Origin of the sequence: Litchfieldella qijiaojingensis, assembly GCF_014651875.1 — a bacterium.
Lineage (GTDB): Bacteria > Pseudomonadota > Gammaproteobacteria > Pseudomonadales > Halomonadaceae > Litchfieldella > Litchfieldella qijiaojingensis.
The window spans coordinates 259,760-277,585 of sequence record NZ_BMXS01000004.1 but is presented as its reverse complement, the minus strand read 5'-3'; the positions used below and the strand labels follow the sequence as shown (position 1 = coordinate 277,585).

Annotated in this window: 19 protein-coding genes and 1 tRNA gene; 10 read left to right on the top strand and 10 right to left on the bottom strand. The window is 61.1% G+C overall.

The genetic code is table 11. The features are described from left to right. The 6 genes from IE093_RS06965 to IE093_RS06940 form a co-directional block, all read right to left on the bottom strand. Positions 1-223 (bottom strand): phosphoadenosine phosphosulfate reductase domain-containing protein (locus IE093_RS06965; protein WP_189467559.1); only part of this gene is annotated, 223 nt, incomplete at its 3' end. Positions 224-408: 185 nt separating this feature from the next. After that, positions 409-1,143 carry a phosphodiesterase gene (locus IE093_RS06960; protein WP_189467557.1) on the bottom strand — a complete coding sequence of 245 codons (735 nt, stop codon included), beginning with the start codon at positions 1,141-1,143 and terminating at the stop codon, positions 409-411. A gap of 162 nt (positions 1,144-1,305) precedes the next feature. After that, entirely contained in the window at positions 1,306-1,752 is a 447-nt protein-coding gene (locus IE093_RS06955; RefSeq protein WP_189467522.1) for a DUF1249 domain-containing protein, read from the bottom strand. A 4-nt stretch (positions 1,753-1,756) separates the two neighbouring features. Beyond that, on the bottom strand, positions 1,757-2,383 hold the full coding sequence (locus IE093_RS06950; RefSeq protein WP_189467520.1) for an NUDIX domain-containing protein: 627 nt from the start codon (positions 2,381-2,383) through the stop codon (positions 1,757-1,759). Positions 2,384-2,412: 29 nt separating this feature from the next. Next, the gene (locus IE093_RS06945; RefSeq protein ID WP_229803319.1) at positions 2,413-4,410 is read right to left on the bottom strand and encodes a metallophosphoesterase family protein; all 1,998 of its coding nucleotides are present in this window, start codon (positions 4,408-4,410) and stop codon (positions 2,413-2,415) included. Between the two features lie 43 nt (positions 4,411-4,453). Beyond that, positions 4,454-5,092, bottom strand: a complete 639-nt coding sequence (locus IE093_RS06940) for a hypothetical protein (protein WP_189467519.1) — start codon at positions 5,090-5,092, stop codon at positions 4,454-4,456. A 179-nt stretch (positions 5,093-5,271) separates the two neighbouring features. Here IE093_RS06940 and greB point away from each other — a divergent pair, with 179 nt between their 5' ends. Both greB and IE093_RS06930 read left to right on the top strand, forming a co-directional pair. Next, positions 5,272-5,814 (top strand): transcription elongation factor GreB, encoded by a 543-nt coding sequence (gene greB / locus IE093_RS06935; RefSeq protein WP_189467517.1) that lies wholly within the window; start codon positions 5,272-5,274, stop codon positions 5,812-5,814. 252 nt (positions 5,815-6,066) lie between these two features. Beyond that, complete coding sequence (locus IE093_RS06930; RefSeq protein ID WP_189467514.1) at positions 6,067-6,348, top strand: EF-hand domain-containing protein; 282 nt, start codon at positions 6,067-6,069, stop codon at positions 6,346-6,348. A gap of 84 nt (positions 6,349-6,432) precedes the next feature. Here the strand turns inward: IE093_RS06930 and IE093_RS06925 are convergent, their stop codons facing one another. Genes IE093_RS06925 through IE093_RS06915 form a run of 3 tightly spaced genes read right to left on the bottom strand, consistent with a single transcriptional unit; the run spans position 6,433 to position 9,865 of the window. After that, positions 6,433-7,428 carry a methyltransferase gene (locus IE093_RS06925; RefSeq protein WP_189467511.1) on the bottom strand — a complete coding sequence of 332 codons (996 nt, stop codon included), beginning with the start codon at positions 7,426-7,428 and terminating at the stop codon, positions 6,433-6,435. A gap of 50 nt (positions 7,429-7,478) precedes the next feature. After that, entirely contained in the window at positions 7,479-8,300 is an 822-nt protein-coding gene (locus IE093_RS06920; RefSeq protein ID WP_189467509.1) for a methyltransferase domain-containing protein, read from the bottom strand. A 59-nt stretch (positions 8,301-8,359) separates the two neighbouring features. Next, complete coding sequence (locus IE093_RS06915; protein ID WP_189467507.1) at positions 8,360-9,865, bottom strand: amidase; 1,506 nt, start codon at positions 9,863-9,865, stop codon at positions 8,360-8,362. 122 nt (positions 9,866-9,987) lie between these two features. Between IE093_RS06915 and IE093_RS06910 the strand changes: the two genes are divergently transcribed. The 3 genes from IE093_RS06910 (at position 9,988) to IE093_RS06900 (ending at position 12,546) form a co-directional block, all read left to right on the top strand. After that, a complete protein-coding gene (locus IE093_RS06910; RefSeq protein WP_189467505.1) occupies positions 9,988-12,081 on the top strand; it encodes a putative bifunctional diguanylate cyclase/phosphodiesterase in 2,094 nt (697 codons plus the stop codon). Between the two features lie 67 nt (positions 12,082-12,148). Further along, positions 12,149-12,225, top strand: a tRNA-Arg gene (locus IE093_RS06905). Positions 12,226-12,375: 150 nt separating this feature from the next. Continuing rightward, a complete protein-coding gene (locus tag IE093_RS06900; RefSeq protein ID WP_189467503.1) occupies positions 12,376-12,546 on the top strand; it encodes a hypothetical protein in 171 nt (56 codons plus the stop codon). A gap of 51 nt (positions 12,547-12,597) precedes the next feature. Here IE093_RS06900 and IE093_RS06895 read toward each other — a convergent pair whose 3' ends face one another. After that, on the bottom strand, positions 12,598-13,293 hold the full coding sequence (locus tag IE093_RS06895) for a GntR family transcriptional regulator (protein ID WP_189467501.1): 696 nt from the start codon (positions 13,291-13,293) through the stop codon (positions 12,598-12,600). Between the two features lie 285 nt (positions 13,294-13,578). Between IE093_RS06895 and IE093_RS06890 the strand changes: the two genes are divergently transcribed. The 5 genes from IE093_RS06890 to ehuA all read left to right on the top strand — a co-directional run bounded on the left by IE093_RS06890 (position 13,579) and on the right by ehuA (position 17,824). Next, positions 13,579-14,733, top strand: coding sequence for a M24 family metallopeptidase (locus IE093_RS06890; protein ID WP_189467499.1), 1,155 nt, complete (start codon positions 13,579-13,581; stop codon positions 14,731-14,733). 77 nt (positions 14,734-14,810) lie between these two features. After that, the gene (ehuB, locus tag IE093_RS06885; protein ID WP_189467497.1) at positions 14,811-15,656 is read left to right on the top strand and encodes an ectoine/hydroxyectoine ABC transporter substrate-binding protein EhuB; all 846 of its coding nucleotides are present in this window, start codon (positions 14,811-14,813) and stop codon (positions 15,654-15,656) included. A 10-nt stretch (positions 15,657-15,666) separates the two neighbouring features. Further along, on the top strand, positions 15,667-16,323 hold the full coding sequence (gene ehuC / locus IE093_RS06880) for an ectoine/hydroxyectoine ABC transporter permease subunit EhuC (RefSeq protein ID WP_189467495.1): 657 nt from the start codon (positions 15,667-15,669) through the stop codon (positions 16,321-16,323). Further along, positions 16,323-16,994, top strand: coding sequence for an ectoine/hydroxyectoine ABC transporter permease subunit EhuD (gene ehuD / locus IE093_RS06875; protein ID WP_189467493.1), 672 nt, complete (start codon positions 16,323-16,325; stop codon positions 16,992-16,994). Before ehuC ends, ehuD begins: the two co-directional genes overlap by 1 nt. A 2-nt stretch (positions 16,995-16,996) precedes the next feature. Next, complete coding sequence (gene ehuA / locus IE093_RS06870) at positions 16,997-17,824, top strand: ectoine/hydroxyectoine ABC transporter ATP-binding protein EhuA (protein ID WP_479691159.1); 828 nt, start codon at positions 16,997-16,999, stop codon at positions 17,822-17,824. The last annotated feature ends 2 nt before the right edge of the window (positions 17,825-17,826 follow it).

The following is a 17,826-nucleotide window of genomic DNA, read 5'->3' as shown; positions in this document are numbered from 1 at the left end:
CGATCATCTCGCGGAATTTCCAGGTGGTGTTGACGTGCATCAACGGGAACGGCGGCGTGCCCGGGTAGAAGGCCTTGCGCGCCAGGTGCAGCATCACCGACGAGTCCTTGCCAATGGAGTAGAGCATAACCGGGTGGCGGAACTCGGCGGCCACTTCACGGATGATGTGGATCGACTCCGCTTCCAGTTGCTTGAGGTGGGTCTGTCGCTCGGGGGAAAGCATCGCGGCTTGGCAACCTCTCATGACCTTGGGCGTGCCGCAATGCGCGGCAGCATGGTGAACACAGTGTCGTACGGGCGCGCTCAAGAGCGCACTCGGGAATATCATGGAGGTTAGGGTACTGAGATGATTATGATAACGTCAAAGAATTAAGAACTATCTTTTTAGCCCTACAAGGAATATCAAGATCATACGTCGACACGTTCCACCCACGTGGTCAGCTTTTGTCCCTGCAGATCGATGATCCGATAGCCGGGGCGCGAAGCCTCGTCGATTGCGAATTCAGGCGAACCGCCGAGGAACTGATCAGAGCTCGATGGCGTGCCGTAAACGGCGATTTCACCGTCCTCAAGGGAGTAATGACTGGCAAAGGCCTGATGGATATGACCGCATACGATGGCACGCACTTGGCGATAGGCAGCGAGTGTTTGCCATAGCGCCTCGCGATCGTGAAGCCCGATGGCATCCATCCACGCCGATCCGATTTCCAGCGGCGGGTGATGCATGGCCAGCAATGTCGGGCGCTCGTCTTCTTCCAAGCGCCCGGCAAGCGTTTGCAGTTGCGCTTGCCCGAGTTCACCATGCGGCTGACCATTTACCTGCGTATCAAGCACCAGCAACCGCCAGTCACCAAGATCGATATCGTCGAGAATCTCGCGCTGCTCAGCCATGAACTGTGGATGATCATGGTTACCCGGCAGCCAGAACCACGGACACTCCATGGAAGCGAAGGTCTCCACCGCATGCCGGTAGGAAGCGGGCGTTTCGTCCTCGCTGACGTCACCCGTCACCAGCACCACATCCGGACGCTGACGTTGCGCATGTGCTACCACCGCCTGTAGCTGACGCAAGGGAACGCCAACACGCGAGCGCGCCTCGGGATCGGCATGCAGATGACAATCCGTGATCTGAATCAGTCGCATCACAATAAAAGATCCTTAGAGAAACGCCGAATAAATCGGCGAGCAGCGTAAAGCGCAAGGCGCACGGAGCACAGGAACCGGAGCATATGGGGTTATATGTGAGGATTCCGCGCACCGCGCAACGCAGCGATTTGCCTGCGCAGACATTTATACGGTGTTTCTTCAGCGGAGAGCGGGAATATCCAGCGAATGCCCGTGCGCCGAACCATACTCCAGCCACTCACCGAGGAAGCGATTCAACTGCAGCTTTTCATCGGGCTGGTGCATGTGCGCATTGGGATAGCGATAGCGGCCGTCAAAATGGCGCTGACGCTGGAAGTCGGTGACCTCTGCCATGCGTACGTCATGGTACAGGTGCACGCGCATGCGCAACGGTTCGATGATGGAATCCAGCACACCGGACTGCGACACCCGAACGATGCTGGTATAGGGCGCGCGCTCCAGCACTTCCAGCCACAGCGAGCCGAAGCGCATCTCGCGCCCCTTGAGAGCCACCTCGCGTACCTCGCCGGCCTCGAGATCGCCGAGCAGCCGCGTTAGGCGCAGGTAGTTGGCACTACACTCGCCTTGCAGGCTCTTGAGGTCGGTGACGTAAGCGGTCTTGGCCACGGAATTACCTCCTTGCTCGCAGTGAGGCCCGTTCGCGCGCCAGCCAGTGGAAGGCGATCAGGCACATCGCGTTGTCGAGTCGGCCGGACTCCAGAAGTTCCCAAGCCTTGAGAAACCCTAGCACATGAACCCGGATATCCTCATGCTCTTCGTCCAAACCATGCACACCGCCCAGACCACGACTGTCGACCAGACCACAGTATAGCGTGACCCGCTCATTGCAAGCGCCGGGGCTCGGGTAATAGGTATGCAACTCGATCAGTTCCGCTATCTCGCAGCCGGCCTCTTCACGAGCCTCGCGATGAGCCACGGTGGCTGGATCCTCACCGGCTTCGATCAGGCCAGCGACGATCTCGATCTTCCAGGGACTCTCGGGATCGTCAAGGGCACCGGCACGGAACTGCTCGACCAGTACCACCTGATCGCGCTCCGGATCATAGAGCAGCACCCCCACGGCATCGTGGCGCAGATGTACCTCGCGCACCACTTCCTGACTCCAGCCTCCCTCGAACAGCCGATGACGCAAACGCCGCCGCTCGAGCCTGAAAAAGCCCTGATAGAGACACTCATCCTCCAGCCGTTCGACATCCGCGGCCGTGAAGGTAATAGGCGGTAGTAGCGGCTCGTCCATGCTGCCTCCGAATCATGGCAAAGAGGCCATTATCGCGGCCCCGGCGGAGGATGCCAACCTCGGCGCAGGGAGCGCCGCGACTCGCGGCTTTCGGATATGGGTTGCTCGGGAAACTGGATGTCGTTGCCGTTGGCATCGAGCTGTACGATCTCGCTGGGACACCCCTTCTCATCGAGTCGAACCAGGCCGATGCCGGAACCATTCCACAACCGCTCGCCGGCCTTGGCACAGTCCGGGATTCGCGGCCGGATATGCATGGCACGTCGCTTGGTGAACCAGTTCAACGGCGAGCGAGGCGCATACAGCCAACGGTTGAGACGATCGAACCAGTCCAGCAAGGTATCGGGAAAGGAGTTTTTCAGACCACTGCTTGTGATCTGCCAAAGGCGGGGGCCTTCGCGACGATGGCGGATATGGATGTCGTAGACGAATGAATAATGCACATCCCCCGAGAGGATCACGTAATTTCCCGGCGTCCGCGAATGGCGAAAGATATTGAGCATCACACTGGCGGCCCCCCGGTGAGCCATCCAGTTCTCGGCATCCACCAGCAGCGGCTTGCCAGCCAGGGTGAAGAGTTTCTGGATACCCTCGATCAGCTTGACGCCGAACATCGGAGCCGGTGATACGATCACCACCGAGGGCTCGCCCAGCAATGCCTGCTGCAGGTCCGACAGTGCCTCCCAGTCCATCAACCCCGAGGGGCGATGGCGACGGCGTTCACTACGCCAGCGGCGCGTGCGGGTATCCAGCACCACCAGCCTGGGTGAGGACGGTATCACGAACTCCCACCCCTCGAAGCGTAACAGGCGCCGAATCAAGGCGTCCTGCTCGGCAGGCGGGAGACAGCGGTTTCCTTCAGCCTTTGCCAACAGCCCGGCCAACGCCTCGATAGGCTCGGCCAGGCGGTCGGGATCGTTGCCCCACCCCTGACACAATGCATAGGCCAGCAACGCATTGCCAATGATGCGTCGCGAAAAGGGATGGCCATAGGCGGTCTGCTCCCAGGCGGCGGTCAGATTCCAGTCATCGGTAACGTCGTGATCGTCGAAAATCATCAAGGTAGGCAGATTCGCCATCACCCTGGCCACGACCGGCAAGCCCTCGACGAAGTCATCGATGATGGCGCGCTCCTTGGCAAAAAGAGAAGCCTGTTCGGCCGAAAGAGCGGGATGCTCGATATCGATCAATCGCCAAGGGACTGGCGACCAGACCAGCAGGTACATGGCCATCACTTCGGCAAAGGTGATGAGGTGATTGTGGGCATTGGCGGAAGTGAAGACCGGCTTTCTTACTCCGCCGAAGAAGCGATCGCGCAGCGCCTCGCTGGACTCGATGTCGGGCAACAGCCACTCACGCCGGTAGTAGCTCTCCGGCGCTGCATATAGTGCCTGGCTGTCGTCTACCGTTGCCCCTTCCAGAATTTCATCGAACAGCCCCAGGCGCCGGATCAGGGCATGGATGGCTGCCAGCATGGGGCCTGCCACATCGTCGGCATAGATCTGGTCGCCAGTCATCAGCAGCCAGGCGGGACGCTCTTGCGGTTCGGCCCAGCGCCCGCCAAGCCAGGTGTCGGCCCGGGTCAAGCCGTCTCCGCCGGGATGGTGTGGCTTGCGGCACGATCCGTGCAGCAAGCTACCCAGGCGCGAGGCGATCACGAAGCCCGGTAAGGCGGCACCGTCATATCTCAGGTGAGCCCCCCAGTCGGCGATGCTCACGTACTGGCTAGTCTCATCCAACAAAGCCAGGTCGTAATCGACCCTCACGTCTTGAGGCAAGGGTGAGTCGAGACCGACGTCAATGAGGTGCACATGGGCATGACACCCCACCGCCAGGCAACGGCAAGACGCGTCATCGAGCCTCAGCTCATGCGACGGTGAGCCATCCTCGGGCATCAGCGTCAAATGCAACGAAAGCGGGCGCGAGCCGACCAGCCACATCACGATCCGATCGGGAGAGACGCGGCGCAGTATCGGGCCGACCAGAACAGCGGGCAGCTCGGAACGGGAAGAGTTGACGGTCGTCATGGGCGCCAAGCGTACCGCAGATGACAATGCGGCGTCTCGGGATCTATTCCCGTTCGCCCAACAGGGATCGCGCCTGTTCGCGTAACGCCTCGTCGGAACGCTCGCGTCCTTCTCGAAGCGGCCCTTCGGTCGCCCGACGAGCATGCTCGCGCGCTTCCTCCAAGCGCCCCTCATCCTCGAGGAAGGCCGCATAGTAGTAATTCACATCGATGCCCTCGGGGCGGATCTCCAATGCTCGGGAGAACATTTTTTCGGCGGTTTCACTGTCACCAAATCCCAACGGCCAGCCCGGGGCCCGATCATACAGCGCTCCCAAGGTCACATAGGCCGAACCATTGCCACCTTGGGGGTCGAGCGCGACGGCCCGCTCGAGAGCCGCGCGGGCTTTCTTGGCCAACCCCAAGGCACCGACACCACCCTTGGCACGCGCCTGGGAGGCCAGGATGATCCCCTGCCAGACCAACACAGACGGCTCGCTGGGATGAGCTTCAGCCACGGCCTCGGCGTCAGCGGCCAGTGCCCCGAAAGCGTCGGCGCGCTCGCGTTCCGGCACCTGGGTGGTGATGTGTTCCCAACGGTTCTGGAGCGCGAAGACATCGTTTTCCAGCGTCTGGGCCATGACGAGCGGGGCCAGCAAAAGGCCCACCCCCAACACGACAGTCGATAGCAGTTGACGGATCATTGGCGAACTCCTTCGTTTTGTTGTGGTGCATGGAATTGTTGCAGGAGGCAGTGTATCGCCAATTAAATGTAACGAACGTTTGATTTATTCGCTAGCTTCACCTTGCACTCCCTGCATCTTGGCCTCGGACCAGAGGTTGAGTATGGTGATAATCAACAAACGACAGCGCGAACGATTCCATGAAAGGCCGCAACATGACCCGCTGGCGCGACCCTGCCAAGGATCCACGCCAGGAACCCAAGAGCAACCTGATCACCCCTGAAGGCTATGCCCGGCTCAAGGGCATCCACGACCACCTGTCGCGAGTGAAGCGCCCAGAGCTTTCGGCCAAGGTCGGCGAGGCCGCGGCGCTCGGCGACCGCAGCGAAAACGCCGACTACACCTACAACAAGAAGGAACTCAACCGCGTCATCGCACGGATTCGCTACCTGGGCAAGCGGCTCGACGAACTGCAGGTGGTCGACCGATTGCCGGCGGATACCGGACGCGTCTACTTCGGCGCCTACGTCACATTGGAAGACGAAGAAGGCGAGGAACTGCACATCCGCATCGTCGGCCACGATGAAACCGACACCGAAAAGCGCTGGATCAGCGTCGACGCACCACTGGCCAAGGCCCTGCTTGGCAAGGCTCTCGACGACGAGACGACTGTCGCCGCCCCCGGGGGCGAAACGACCTATATCATCACCGATATCGCCTATCACGCCCCCCATTGCGGCTAGGCGACGCCCAACGGCGACAGTGACAAGGTTTGTAGATCAAGGCCTTACCTCTTCATCCCAGTCACCGTTGCCGCAAAGTGACGCTAGTGGGGCATCGTGCAACAGCGAATCACTACTCACCTCCACTTTCGCACGCCATATCCCATTGATTATAAGGATAGAAATCGAGAAATGGCATGCTTTTGGCGTGGGAAGGGACAGCGAGTGGACAGCTCGCTGCTACGAACAGCGTCTATTCAGTGGAGGAATGTCATGAAACGTGCCATGAAAGCTGCCTTGTTGCCGGTTGCCTTGGTATTCGGCGTCAGTGTCGCCACCGCCGGGAGCGGGACGCCCGAGTTCGAAACCCTCGACGCCAACCAGGACGGCGCCTTGAGCGAGGAAGAGGTACAATCCGTCGAAGGCCTGGACTTCGCCACCATGGATGCCAATGGCGACGGCACCTTGAGCGAGGAAGAGTTCAAGGCAGCCACGAAAGGCGAAGGCGAGACAGGCGAAGGAGGCATGGAGGACGAGACATCATCCGAGTATTGATGTCATCCCCCGTCAGGCACCCGGTAGCCTCGGGTGCCTGTCCCTGCATGACCGCCTTTCCCCGCCGCTGGCCTCGGGCGACGCTCAGACCCAGGCGCGATAGACGCGAAAGCGCCTGTCATCGGCAAGTATCTCGAAGCCACCGAAGGCCGCCTCGAGCAGGTCCGGATAGGGCAGGAAGGCGTTGGCAACCAGAACCAGTTGGCCACCGGGAGTGAGATGATGCGGAGCCTCGCCGATCAACTGTCCCGCCGGCCCGTAGTCGATACTGCGTTCCTGATGGAAAGGCGGGTTGCTGACAATGACATCGAAGCGCCGCCCTTGCAGCGCCGAGTAGACATCGCTGGCCAGTACTTCGCCCTGCAGGTCATTGGCTGCCAGCGTGCGGCGCGTGGCCTCGACGGCGAAGGCATTGACGTCCACCGCCGTGACGCGTGCCCCGCGCCGAGCCAACCAGGCAGCCAGGATGCCGTCGCCGCAGCCCATATCCAGTGCTGAAAACGAGCTGCCCCTCTCTGGCAACACCGCAGGCAACTGTTGCAGCAACTGCTGCGTTCCCTCGTCGAGCTTGCCATGGCCGAACACGCCCGGGTGACTGGCCAGTTGCAGGCCCTCGGCCTCGAAGCGGCTCCAGGCCACCTCGGGGTCGATGGCAACCTGCCCCAAGCGGGTCTCGAACAGGGTACAGCGCCGCGCACTGTCGCGCTTGCGACACCCAAGGCCCAGCGCGGCAAGCACCTTGAGCACGCGCTTGATACCGCCATTGTTCTCGCCCACCACCTGCAGCGGAGTGCCCTCCGGCAGGCGGCGGCACAACGTCAGCAGCCACCATTCTCCCAGCGCATGAGCCTTGGGCCAGAACAGCACTGCACCCGGTGGCTCCCCAAAGTCGGTGGCCAGCGCCTCTAGCGTCGGCCGGTTTTGGTCGTTCCAGGCCCTGAGCACCCCATGATCGGCACTCAACACCCTACCCTCGCCGTGCTCCAGCCAGGCATCGCGCGGCGGCGCTACCCATAGCCAGCCGCGATAGTCCATTGCCTGGCGCTCCAGCAACTGGCAGACGGGGGTTTCGGCACTCATGCAAGGCTCTCCAGGGTCGGTTACGGGGAAAATCGTCATAGGGTGTGAGGCTATCGGCTCTCGGGCGTCGTCGCCGGCTTGGTCAGGGTATAAAGCAGATAGCGCCCCAGTCGCCAGTAGGGTTCCGTCGTGCAGTAGCGACGCTCCAGCTCGATCAACTTGACCAAGCTCTCGTCATCAAGCTGGTGTTCGCGCAGATAGTCATGAAAGACACGCACCCCAGCCACGGCCGCAATATCGAGCCCGTACTCCGCCGACCAGGCGACGATCTCTTCATGCGTCAGCGGCGAAATCGGCGTCAGCCGCCGGCGCTTGCCGGTGCCGGCCAGGCGATCGGCCAAGACCTTGTCGAGATTCCCCTTGACCACGTTGGAAAAACGCAGGGCATCACGGTTGAAGACCATCAACGAAAGTTGGCCACCCGGCGAGAGCAACTCGGCCAACGTTCCCATGGCCGCACGCGGATCGCCCAGCCACTCCAGCACCGCATGACAGACGACCAGTTCCCAGGGGCCGGGGGCCTGTTCCGGCAACGCTTGCAAGGGCGCCTGGAGAAAGGTCGCGGAATGGCCGGCCAGCGCCCGGCGCGCCTCGACCAGCATCTCGGCGGAAGGCTCGGCCAGGGTCACGGGATGGCCACGCTCGGCGAACCAGGCACTCATATGCCCCAGCCCGGCCCCCACATCCAGCATCGGCTGCACCTGCAACCTCAGCATGCGAGGCAGCAGATGGTCGAGCACGGCCAGACGAATCTCGCCGCGGGCGCTGCCGTAGAGGCTATTGGCAAACTTGTCGCCCAAACCATCGAAGTGGCGATCGCCATGCACGGACAGCGGTACCGACTGGCGGGTAAAATGAGAACTGGCGACCATCGAGACTCCACTGGTGAATCTGTCACAGCTCCCTATTCTACGCATCGAACGCCATGAGCTCATCGCCTAATCGACAGCGGCAAGCGCTCCGCCCAGGGCATGGCGGCCTCGATCTGGGCAGCGAATTGCAGCAGGCGCCGGTCGTCGCCCATCGCTCCCAGGCACTGCACACCCACCGGCAGGCCATCGGCGGTGACATGCAGCGGCAGTGACATGGCGGGCTGTCCGGTGAGGTTGGCCAACTGGGTGAAAGGGGAATGGCGCAACGCATCGCGTGCCAAATGCTCGAGCAAGCCCGCCTTCAGCGCCACGTCTGGCAGGCCAGGAATCGCCAGCAGCGACATCAAGCGCTCGTGGAATCGGGTGGGATACAATTCGCCGATGCGCGGCGGCGGATCGGCCAGCACCGGCATCAGCAGCAGGTCGAAACGTCGGTGGAAACGCCCCATGGCTCGAGCGACAGTATTCCAATAGCGCTTGGCCAGCACGTAGTCGCATGCCTTGAGACGTCGCCCTAGTCGTCCGATCGCCCGGGTGGCGGGTTCGATATCCAGCCGCGACACCGGCACCTTCGTCTGCTCACTGATCCACTGCAGATTCGCCGCCGCATATCCGAGATAGATCGTCAAAAAACTTTGCGCAAGACGCTCGCCATCCACCGGCGGGTCGCACCACTCGACATGGTGGCCCAGAAACTCAGCTCCCTGCGCCGCCTGCTCCACTGCCAGACGCACCTCGGGATGCAAGCGCGTGCCAAGTGGTTCCCCCAAGGGCGTGCCCAGGGAAACGGCAATCCTCAAACCTGTAGGCGGGCGTTCCAGTGCCGCCAGGAACCCTTGCTCTTGGGCCAAAGGCAGAGGAGCCCCCTCATCCATGCCATTGGTGACATCGAACAGGGCCGCGCTATCGCGCACGCTGCGGGTTACAGCGTGTTCGATCACAGCACCTTCCCAGACCTCGGCATTCATGGGGCCTAGCGGCACTCGTCCGCGCGACGGCTTGAAGCCGAACAACCCACAGTGACTGGCCGGAATCCGGATCGAGCCGCCGCCATCTCCGGCTCCGGCCAACGGCACCAACCCTGCTGCCACCGCAGCCGCCGCACCACCGCTGGAACCGCCGGGAGAACGATCGAAGGCCCAGGGATTGCGCGGTTTGACGAACGCTTTGGGCTCGGTGATGGCCATCAAGCCCAATTCCGGTGTTGCTGTCTGGCCCAGAATCACCAATCCCGCTTGCCGGAACCGCCGTACCAAGCTTGAATCCTCCGCCGGGCACCACGCCTTTAGAGCGGCGCTGCCAAACGCCAGCGGCTCGCCACCGATTGCCATCAATAGGTCCTTGGTCAGGAACGGAACCCCAGCGAACGGAGAAGCGGGATCGACCACCGCGCCTTCCCGACGAGCCTTTTCATAACGCGTGCGTACCACCGCCCCTAGATTCGGGTTATCACGTTCGATCGTCTCGCAAGCCACCTCGAACACTTCTTCGCGACTCACGTCGCCAGACCGGATCAGGGCCGCCAGCGCGAGTCCATCGTGGCAGCGATAGTCGCGATCGAACATCCGTCGCTCCTTGATCAAACATCACTAAAATAAAATACGTATTTTAGTATTATTCAAATAATGACACATATCATGTAAGGACTTAGAATCTAGCCAAATAATATTCGTACGGGGACCATACATTGGGTCGACTCGTCGCTTTGCCGACCATGTTTGCCAGGCTATTGGAAATTCCTAGCCTGTCCATTTCCATCGCTGACGGCGAGGTCAGCGGTTGTCCTCTGGTTTTCGTCAATCGTGGCTTCGAAATCCTCACCGGCTACGCCCGTGACGAAGTACTCGGCCAATCCTGCCGTCTGCTGCAGACCCAGGACACCGACCGCGATGCGATTGCCGCGTTGCGCGATGCCATCGAGCGAAATTCCCCCATCACCCTGACGCTGGAAAACCGTCGCAAGGATGGCACCAAGTTCTGGAACGAAGTGAGCCTCTCGCCATTGCGGCATGGCGGACGCCGCTACCTGATCGGCATCCAGCGCGACGTCAGCGAACGCGAGCATGCCCGCCAGCGCATGGAGCTGGCTCAGGCGGTATTCCGCAATACCCATGACGGCATTCTGGTCACCGATGCCGCCAAACGCATCATCGATACCAATCCTGCCTTCACCGAACTCACCGGCTACAGTCGCCACGAAGTGATCGGCAAGAAGCCCAACCTGCTGTCGTCGGGCAAGCACGATACCGGTTTCTACCAGAGCATGTTCGCCGCCGTGGAGGAGCGCGGCTTCTGGAGCGGCGACATCTGGAACACTCGCAAGGACGGCAGCCAACTGATCGAGAACACCACCATCTCGGCGATCCGCAACGAGGCCGGGAAGATCGTCAACTATATTGGCGTCTTCCGTGACATCACCCAGCGTCGCCTCAACCAGGCCCGCCTGGAACGCATGGCCAGCTACGACCCTCTGACTGGGCTGTTCAATCGTGAACACTTCAACAGCCTGCTGGAACGGCAACTGGAAAGCTTGGAGTACACTCAAACCGGCCTGGCAGTACTGTTCCTCGACCTAGACGACTTCAAGCCGGTCAACGATAACTTCGGCCATGCCAGCGGCGACGAACTGCTCATCGAGATCAGCCGCCGCCTGAAGCGTCTGATGCGCGCCAACGACCTCACCGCCCGTTTCGGCGGCGACGAGTTCGTGGTCGCGCTCAATGGCCTCGGGACCATCGAGAAAGCCGGCAAGGTTGCGCAGAAGGTCCTCGATGACATCGTCCAGCCGTTCGAGCTCGATAACGGCGAGCGGGTCGAGGTCTCCGTCTCCATCGGCATCGCCTTCACCAACGACCACAGCGTGGCCTGCTCCCACCTGCTCGACGCCGCCGATACGGCCATGTACGAGGCCAAACAACGTGGCAAGAACCGCATCGCTTTCGCCGAACCGCTCAGTGCAGGATCCGAAAGCGAAGACATGTTTTCGATCGTCAAGGCGGCCTTCGAAAGTGGGCAGATCGAGCTCTTCTACCAGCCTATACTCTCGTTCCAACACAGCGAGATCGTCGGATTCGAGGCCCTTGCCCGCTGGCGGCATCCCAAGCAAGGCGTCCTCGGTCCCCAGCACTTCATGAACATCATCACCCAGTCGTCGCTAAGCCTGCCTTATGGGCAATGGCTGATCGACCAGGCCGGGCGCATGGCTCAGCGCTTTCGCCGGGCCGGTTACCGAACGCTGATCTCCGTCAACCTCTCACAGGACCATATCGAAACCGGCGCCTTCCTCGAAGCCCTGGCGACGACGCGTACCCGCTACGATCTGGCCGATCCCTACCTGATCGCCGAAGTACTGGAATCGACCCACTTCCACGACCTCGACCTGGCGTGCAGCCTGCTGCAGGAAGCCCGTAACCTTGGCGCCCAGGTCGCGCTTGATGACTTCGGCTCGGGCATATCCTCGATCACCTACGCCAGCCAGTTGCCGCTCACCACCCTTAAGATCGACCGTATCGCCACGCGTCACGTGGACAGTCGCCAAGACCGCCAGCAGTTCATCAGCGGCATCATTCACATGGGCCATGCCATGCAACGCCAAGTGCTTGCCGAAGGCATCGAGAGCCAGGCTCAACTCGAAGCGCTCAAGACCATGGGCTGCGACCTGGGCCAGGGCTACCATATTGGCCGCCCCATGGAAGAAAGGGAGCTGGCCATGCGCTACCTCGACGCCCCGCATGCCAAGCACGCCACCGGAACCGGCTACCCGCTAAGCCGCCTCCACTGACCGACAGCAAATACCGTGGGTTTATCTTGCACGTTCAGAAGCTTATAATATGGCCGCTTGCCACAGCGCCCCTATAGCTCAGCTGGATAGAGCGTCCCCCTCCTAAGGGGAAGGTCTCAGGTTCGAATCCTGATGGGGGCGCCAACTCCCTATTGGCATTTTAACTTTTCCTACTATTCCCAAGCGGCGCGAAAAGCTCTATTTCCGCAGCGCCGACAGGAAGACCCACGATTGCCCAAGTAAAGCGTCTTGCCGCTAGACTGGTAGATACCCATCCAGCTCGAGGAGGGTGTCATGGACCAGCGTTATGAAGTTCGCGCCGTCTACACATATCCGGATAACTCCCACCCCAATGAATGGGAAGTCGTGGATTTACACAGGAATGACATCGTTTCGCTGCACAAGACTCGCGAAGAAGCCAATGCAGCGGCCGCAGATCTAGAGGAACGCGAAGAGCATCATTAAGGTGAGACGCACTCGCGCCGCAGGTTCTTGCCGGTTGATCATGGCCCCTGATCAACCGGCGCTATCTGCCATGATGGCCCTCATTCTCGTGATGTTATGTTCGATCGCTTCCTTGCGAATCTGGCCAAGGGCACGGATGTCGCGCTTGTGCATCGCATCGAGAGAATCGTCGATCTCGCGGATAAGCAACTCGATTTCCTCTTCCCAGTTCATCCTGGGCACCATCGACAACCAGATACGGGCGATTTGAAAGTAGAGCTGCATGACGATTTCGCGGGCGCGGATGTTAACGATGATGTCGGCATGCGCTTCCTGCAGCCTGAGATGCAGTTCGCCGAGTTTCGCCAGGTCACGGGATTCGAGAAGCTCCTGGCACCGCTCGCGAATATCGCGAAGCTGATCGGCCCGTTCCCACCAACGTTCCGCAGGCGACAGGCTGCCAAGGTTGGCCTCCAGAATCATGCGGATGACATAGACATCCCTCACGGATTCGAAATCGAAACTGGTGACGACCGTTTGTAGTCCCTGACGGCGCTCGGCCAGATGTTCCAGTTCCAGCCGGAGAAGAGCCCGCCTGATCGGAGTCCGGCTCACCTCGAACTCCTTGGCGAGCTGCGACTCGCTAAGCTTGGTTCCCGGCGGGTAGTGGAGCAGGCAGATCCGATCACGCAGACAGATATAGATCTCCTCGGTGCGACGCTGGGCGGCACCGAGCTTGGCAAATTGTTCGCTCGGATCTCGGTTCATATTCTATCGATGCTCCTCTATTGGGACTCGTGTGTCAGACATCTTGCCTCTCCGACGCTCACTCCGCCTCGATGGACTTTCGTATACCAGCACGACCACCTCCTCTTAAAAATACGCACAACTAATTGTTTTTTATAAATTTATAGATACATCTCCCGACGCCTGCATCGGGAGATGTCTCATGTATTGACCTGTCTTCTCGGCGGTGCCACTCTTGGATCCAAGTAAAATACTTGGATCCAAGTAGAAACCAATCCTTGCCAACAACGATAACGAGATAGCGATATGGACCATCACCCGCTGTTCCCTCGCGAGGAGTTCCAAGGCCGTCTGGCTCGAGTGCGCTCACTGATGGATGCACATGGTCTCCAATGCCTTCTGGTGTCGAAGCCAGAAAATATCTATTACCTGACAGGCCTGGACCACCAAGGGTATTTCGCCTTCCACCTGCTGGTGGTACCGCTGGAAGGCAGACCCATCCTGATCACTCGCGCCATGGAATGGGCCACCATCGAGGATCAGCTCACCGAGGCGGACTTCATCGGTCATTCGGACAGCACGCCGCCGGAAGCCACTGTCGCCGAAGTACTCGCTGAATTGGGCTTGGGTCAAGCCCAAGCCGGGGTCGAGAAACACAGCAACAGCTTTCCGCTGGCGATCTACGAAGGCCTATGCGCGATCTTGCCCGAACTGAAGTGTTCGGATGCTTCGTGGCTGGTCGAATCGTTGCGCCAGGTCAAGTCAGTGCTGGAAATCGAGTACGCCCGCTGCGCTGCGCACGTTACCGACACGATGATCGAGGCGGCGCTCGAGGTGGCCCGTCCCGGCGTCAATGAGCAGGAAATAGCGGCCGAGATCCATCGCCGGATGATCCTGGCCGGTGGGGAGCCTCCGGGCTTTACCCCTTTCATTCGTCCCACTCCCCGCATAAAACAGGAACACACCAGTTGGCGCAATCGCGAGTTGCGTGCCGGCGAGGCGCTGTTCCTCGAAATGGCGGGCTGTGTCGGTCGCTACCATGCACCGGCCGGGCGCTTCCTCTACTTGGGCGATGCACCAACCAACGCCGAGCGGGCCCAGCGCGCCTGCCTGGACGCCTTCGACGCGGTGGTCGACGCCATCCAGCCCGGTGTCACCGCTGCCGAGGTATATGCAAGCTGGCAGCGCTCGGTCGAGCGCTCCGGTGTGCGGGACTACCGTCGGCACCACTGCGGCTACATGGTCGGCCTTGGCTATCCTCCTAGTTGGACCGGTGGAAGTCAGGTGGTCGGCCTGCGTCACGATAGCGACATGCTGCTCAAGCCGGGAATGACCTTTCATGTATTGTCCTGGCTACTCGGCTCCAACCTGGGCGACCACTTCCTTTCCAACACTGTCGTCCTCACCGACAAGGGCTGTGAGGTGCTGACACGCAGTCCTTGCCAGTTGGTGGCGGACTGAGGCTTCGCCCCGTCCCCACGAACTGGTCGTCACTTCAGAGCAACAACAACCACAACGTATGACCTGGAGAGAATGATATGACTAACTTCCGTACCGCAATCACCGCCAATGTCCTCGCCTTGGCCGTCGTCGCCAGCGCTCCGGCGCTGGCCGTCACCCTGGACGAATTGCGCGAACGGGGCGCCGTGCGCGCCGCCTTCGCCAACGAGTCCCCCTACGGATACGTGAATGAAGAGGGTGTCCTGACCGGCGAGTCTCCCGAGGTGGCCAGGGTCATCTTCGGGCGTCTCGGCGTGGAAAACCTGGATGGCATTTTGACCGAATGGGCCTCTCTGCTGCCCGGCCTCAACGCGGGTCGCTGGGACATGGTCGCCGCCGGCATGTTCATCACCCCCGAGCGCTGCAAGGAGGTGGCCTTCTCCAATCCCAGCTACATGATGGGACAGTCGTTCCTGGTGCAGGCCGGCAATCCCCATGACCTGCACAGCTACGCGGATGTCGCCAACAACGACGAGGTCACCCTCGGCGTGCTGGCCGGCGCCGTCGAGCGCGGCTATGCCCGCGATGCCGGGATCCCGGACTCGCAGGTCCAGGAGCTGCCGGACCAGACCAGCATGCTGGCGGCCGTGCGCAGCGGGCGCATCGATGCCGCGGCACTGACCTCCGTCTCCATCGAGCGCATGGCGCAACTGGGCGGCGACCGGGTCGAACGTGCCGAGCCATTCGACACTCCGCCCGAAGCCATCGGTTACGGCGGCTTCGCCTTCCGCAAGGCGGACGAGGCGCTGATCGAGGAATTCAACGTCCACCTCGCCGATTTCATCGGCAGCGAGGAACACCGGGAGCTGGTCCGGCCGTTCGGCTTCACCGAAGCCAACCTGCCGGGAGACGTCACCGCGGCAGAACTCTGTCAGGGTTCTTGAGGCCATATCGATGGACCTATTACGTTTTCTGCCACTGATGCTCGAGGGGGCCTGGGTCACCGCCCAGATCACGGCGCTGGCCCTGCTCCTCGCCCTGGTGATGGGGTTCACGGCCGCCCTGATGCGACTGTCCCGTTACCGCCTCTTGCGTGGCGTGGCGACCGTCTACGTGGAAGTGTTTCGCGGCACCTCGGCGCTCGTCCAACTGTTCTGGATGTTCTACGTACTGCCGCATTTCGGCGTCAATATCGATCCTTTCATGGTTGGCTGGGTCGCCCTTGGCCTGAACATCGGCGCCTATGGGGCCGAAGTCATCCGGGGAGCGATCCAGGCGGTGCCGAAAGGCCAGTACGAGGCGACCATTGCGGTCAACATGACCCGCTGGCAAGCCATGTATCGGGTGATCATTCCCCAAGCCATTCCCAACATGATCCCGCCTTGGGGCAACCTCTCCATCGAACTGCTGAAGGCCACCTCGCTGGTGTCGCTGATCACCATCGCCGACCTCACCTTCCGGGCCAGGCAGCTCAATGACCGGACCTTCGAAACGGTGGAAATCTTCACGCTGGTGCTGCTGATGTATCTGGCCATGGCGCTGGTAATCACCGCGGGAATGCGTCTGCTGGAGCATTACACCAGCCGTGGTCTTGGACGAGGAGGTATCTGATGAACATCTGGGACTGGGAATTCGCCTGGCGCATCATGCCGTTGCTGCTGGATGCGGTGGTGATCACCGTTTACGCCACCGTGCTGGGCTTCGCGTTCGCCGCCGTGTTTGGCCTGGTGCTGGCATTGATGCGCCGCAGCCATCGGCCCTGGATCTCGCTGCCAACCGTGGCCTTCGTGGAGTTCGTGCGCAGCACGCCGCTGCTGGTACAGATCTACTTCCTGTATTTCGTGCTACCCGAATTCGGCGTGCTGATGCCGGCGATCGTGGCCGGGATTCTGGGGCTCGGCCTGCACTTCTCCACCTATTGCTCCGAAGTCTATCGTGCCGGCCTCGACGGCGTGCCACGCGGGCAGTGGGAAGCGGCGGTATCGCTCAACATGAGCCGCTACCGCACCTACCGGGACATCGTCATTCCACAGGCCATCCCGCCGGTGGTTCCCGCCCTGGGCAACTATCTCGTCGGCATGATCAAGGAAACGCCGCTACTGTCGTCGATCGCCGTTGTCGAAGTCATGCAGCAGGCCAAGATCATCGGCTCGGAAACCTTCCGCTACATCGAACCCATCACCCTGGTCGGCGCCTTCTTCCTGGTCGTCAGCCTGGTCGCCATGATGGGTATCCGCCGCACCGAGGCTTGGTTGCGTCAAAAAGTACTGGGGAGTCACTAACCATGCTGAAAACGATCGAAAATTCGGCAGCGGTCACCCAAGCCGCCGACCAGAACCAGTCGACGCCCCCGATGGTGCGTTTCGACAAAGTCACCAAGCGTTTCGGCGACCTGGTGGTGCTCAACGCCCTCGACCTGGATGTCGCACCGAATGAGCGCGTAGCCATCATCGGTCCGTCCGGCTCCGGAAAATCCACGCTGCTGCGCCTGCTGATGACGCTGGAAACGCCCAACGAGGGAGTCATCTACGTCGAAGGCGAGCCGCTCAACATGATGCCGCGCAACGGCAAGCTGGTCCCCGCCGACGAGCGCCACATCCGCCGGGTGCGTCAGCGGATCGGCATGGTGTTCCAGCATTTCCACCTGTTTCCGCACATGTCCGCGCTTGGCAACGTGATCGAGGCGCCGATCCACGTGCTGGGATTGAGCCGTCAGGAGGCGGTGACCCGCGGCGAAGAGCTGCTGGAAATGGTCGGCCTGGTCGACAAGCGCGACCAACGCCCCAGCCAGCTCTCCGGCGGCCAGCAACAACGCGTGGCCATCGCCCGATCGCTGGCCATGCGCCCCGACATCATGCTGTTCGACGAGGTGACCTCGGCGCTCGACCCGGAACTCGTCGGCGAAGTGTTGAGTACCATTCGTCGGATCGGTGAGGAGCACAACATCACCATGTTGATCGTCACCCATGAGATGGGCTTCGCGAAGGAATTCGCCGACCGCGTCTGCTTTTTCGACGAAGGCAAGATCTGTGAACAGGGGCCGGCCAAGGAACTGTTGACCAATCCACAGAACCCGCGTACCCAACGCTTCCTGCAGGCAGTGCTCGGATAACC

What these genes read in the sequence shown, in the direction of transcription:
- IE093_RS06960 (WP_189467557.1), bottom strand. Translation starts at nt 1,143, where the DNA reads ATGCGACTGATTCAGATCACGGATTGTCATCTGCATGCCGATCCCGAG.
- IE093_RS06950 (WP_189467520.1), bottom strand. Translation starts at nt 2,383, where the DNA reads ATGGACGAGCCGCTACTACCGCCTATTACCTTCACGGCCGCGGATGTC.
- IE093_RS06945 (WP_229803319.1), bottom strand. Translation starts at nt 4,410, where the DNA reads ATGACGACCGTCAACTCTTCCCGTTCCGAGCTGCCCGCTGTTCTGGTC.
- IE093_RS06940 (WP_189467519.1), bottom strand. Translation starts at nt 5,092, where the DNA reads ATGATCCGTCAACTGCTATCGACTGTCGTGTTGGGGGTGGGCCTTTTG.
- greB (WP_189467517.1), top strand. Translation starts at nt 5,272, where the DNA reads ATGAAAGGCCGCAACATGACCCGCTGGCGCGACCCTGCCAAGGATCCA.
- IE093_RS06930 (WP_189467514.1), top strand. Translation starts at nt 6,067, where the DNA reads ATGAAACGTGCCATGAAAGCTGCCTTGTTGCCGGTTGCCTTGGTATTC.
- IE093_RS06925 (WP_189467511.1), bottom strand. Translation starts at nt 7,428, where the DNA reads ATGAGTGCCGAAACCCCCGTCTGCCAGTTGCTGGAGCGCCAGGCAATG.
- IE093_RS06920 (WP_189467509.1), bottom strand. Translation starts at nt 8,300, where the DNA reads ATGGTCGCCAGTTCTCATTTTACCCGCCAGTCGGTACCGCTGTCCGTG.
- IE093_RS06915 (WP_189467507.1), bottom strand. Translation starts at nt 9,865, where the DNA reads ATGTTCGATCGCGACTATCGCTGCCACGATGGACTCGCGCTGGCGGCC.
- IE093_RS06900 (WP_189467503.1), top strand. Translation starts at nt 12,376, where the DNA reads ATGGACCAGCGTTATGAAGTTCGCGCCGTCTACACATATCCGGATAAC.
- IE093_RS06895 (WP_189467501.1), bottom strand. Translation starts at nt 13,293, where the DNA reads ATGAACCGAGATCCGAGCGAACAATTTGCCAAGCTCGGTGCCGCCCAG.
- IE093_RS06890 (WP_189467499.1), top strand. Translation starts at nt 13,579, where the DNA reads ATGGACCATCACCCGCTGTTCCCTCGCGAGGAGTTCCAAGGCCGTCTG.
- ehuB (WP_189467497.1), top strand. Translation starts at nt 14,811, where the DNA reads ATGACTAACTTCCGTACCGCAATCACCGCCAATGTCCTCGCCTTGGCC.
- ehuC (WP_189467495.1), top strand. Translation starts at nt 15,667, where the DNA reads ATGGACCTATTACGTTTTCTGCCACTGATGCTCGAGGGGGCCTGGGTC.
- ehuD (WP_189467493.1), top strand. Translation starts at nt 16,323, where the DNA reads ATGAACATCTGGGACTGGGAATTCGCCTGGCGCATCATGCCGTTGCTG.
- ehuA (WP_479691159.1), top strand. Translation starts at nt 16,997, where the DNA reads ATGCTGAAAACGATCGAAAATTCGGCAGCGGTCACCCAAGCCGCCGAC.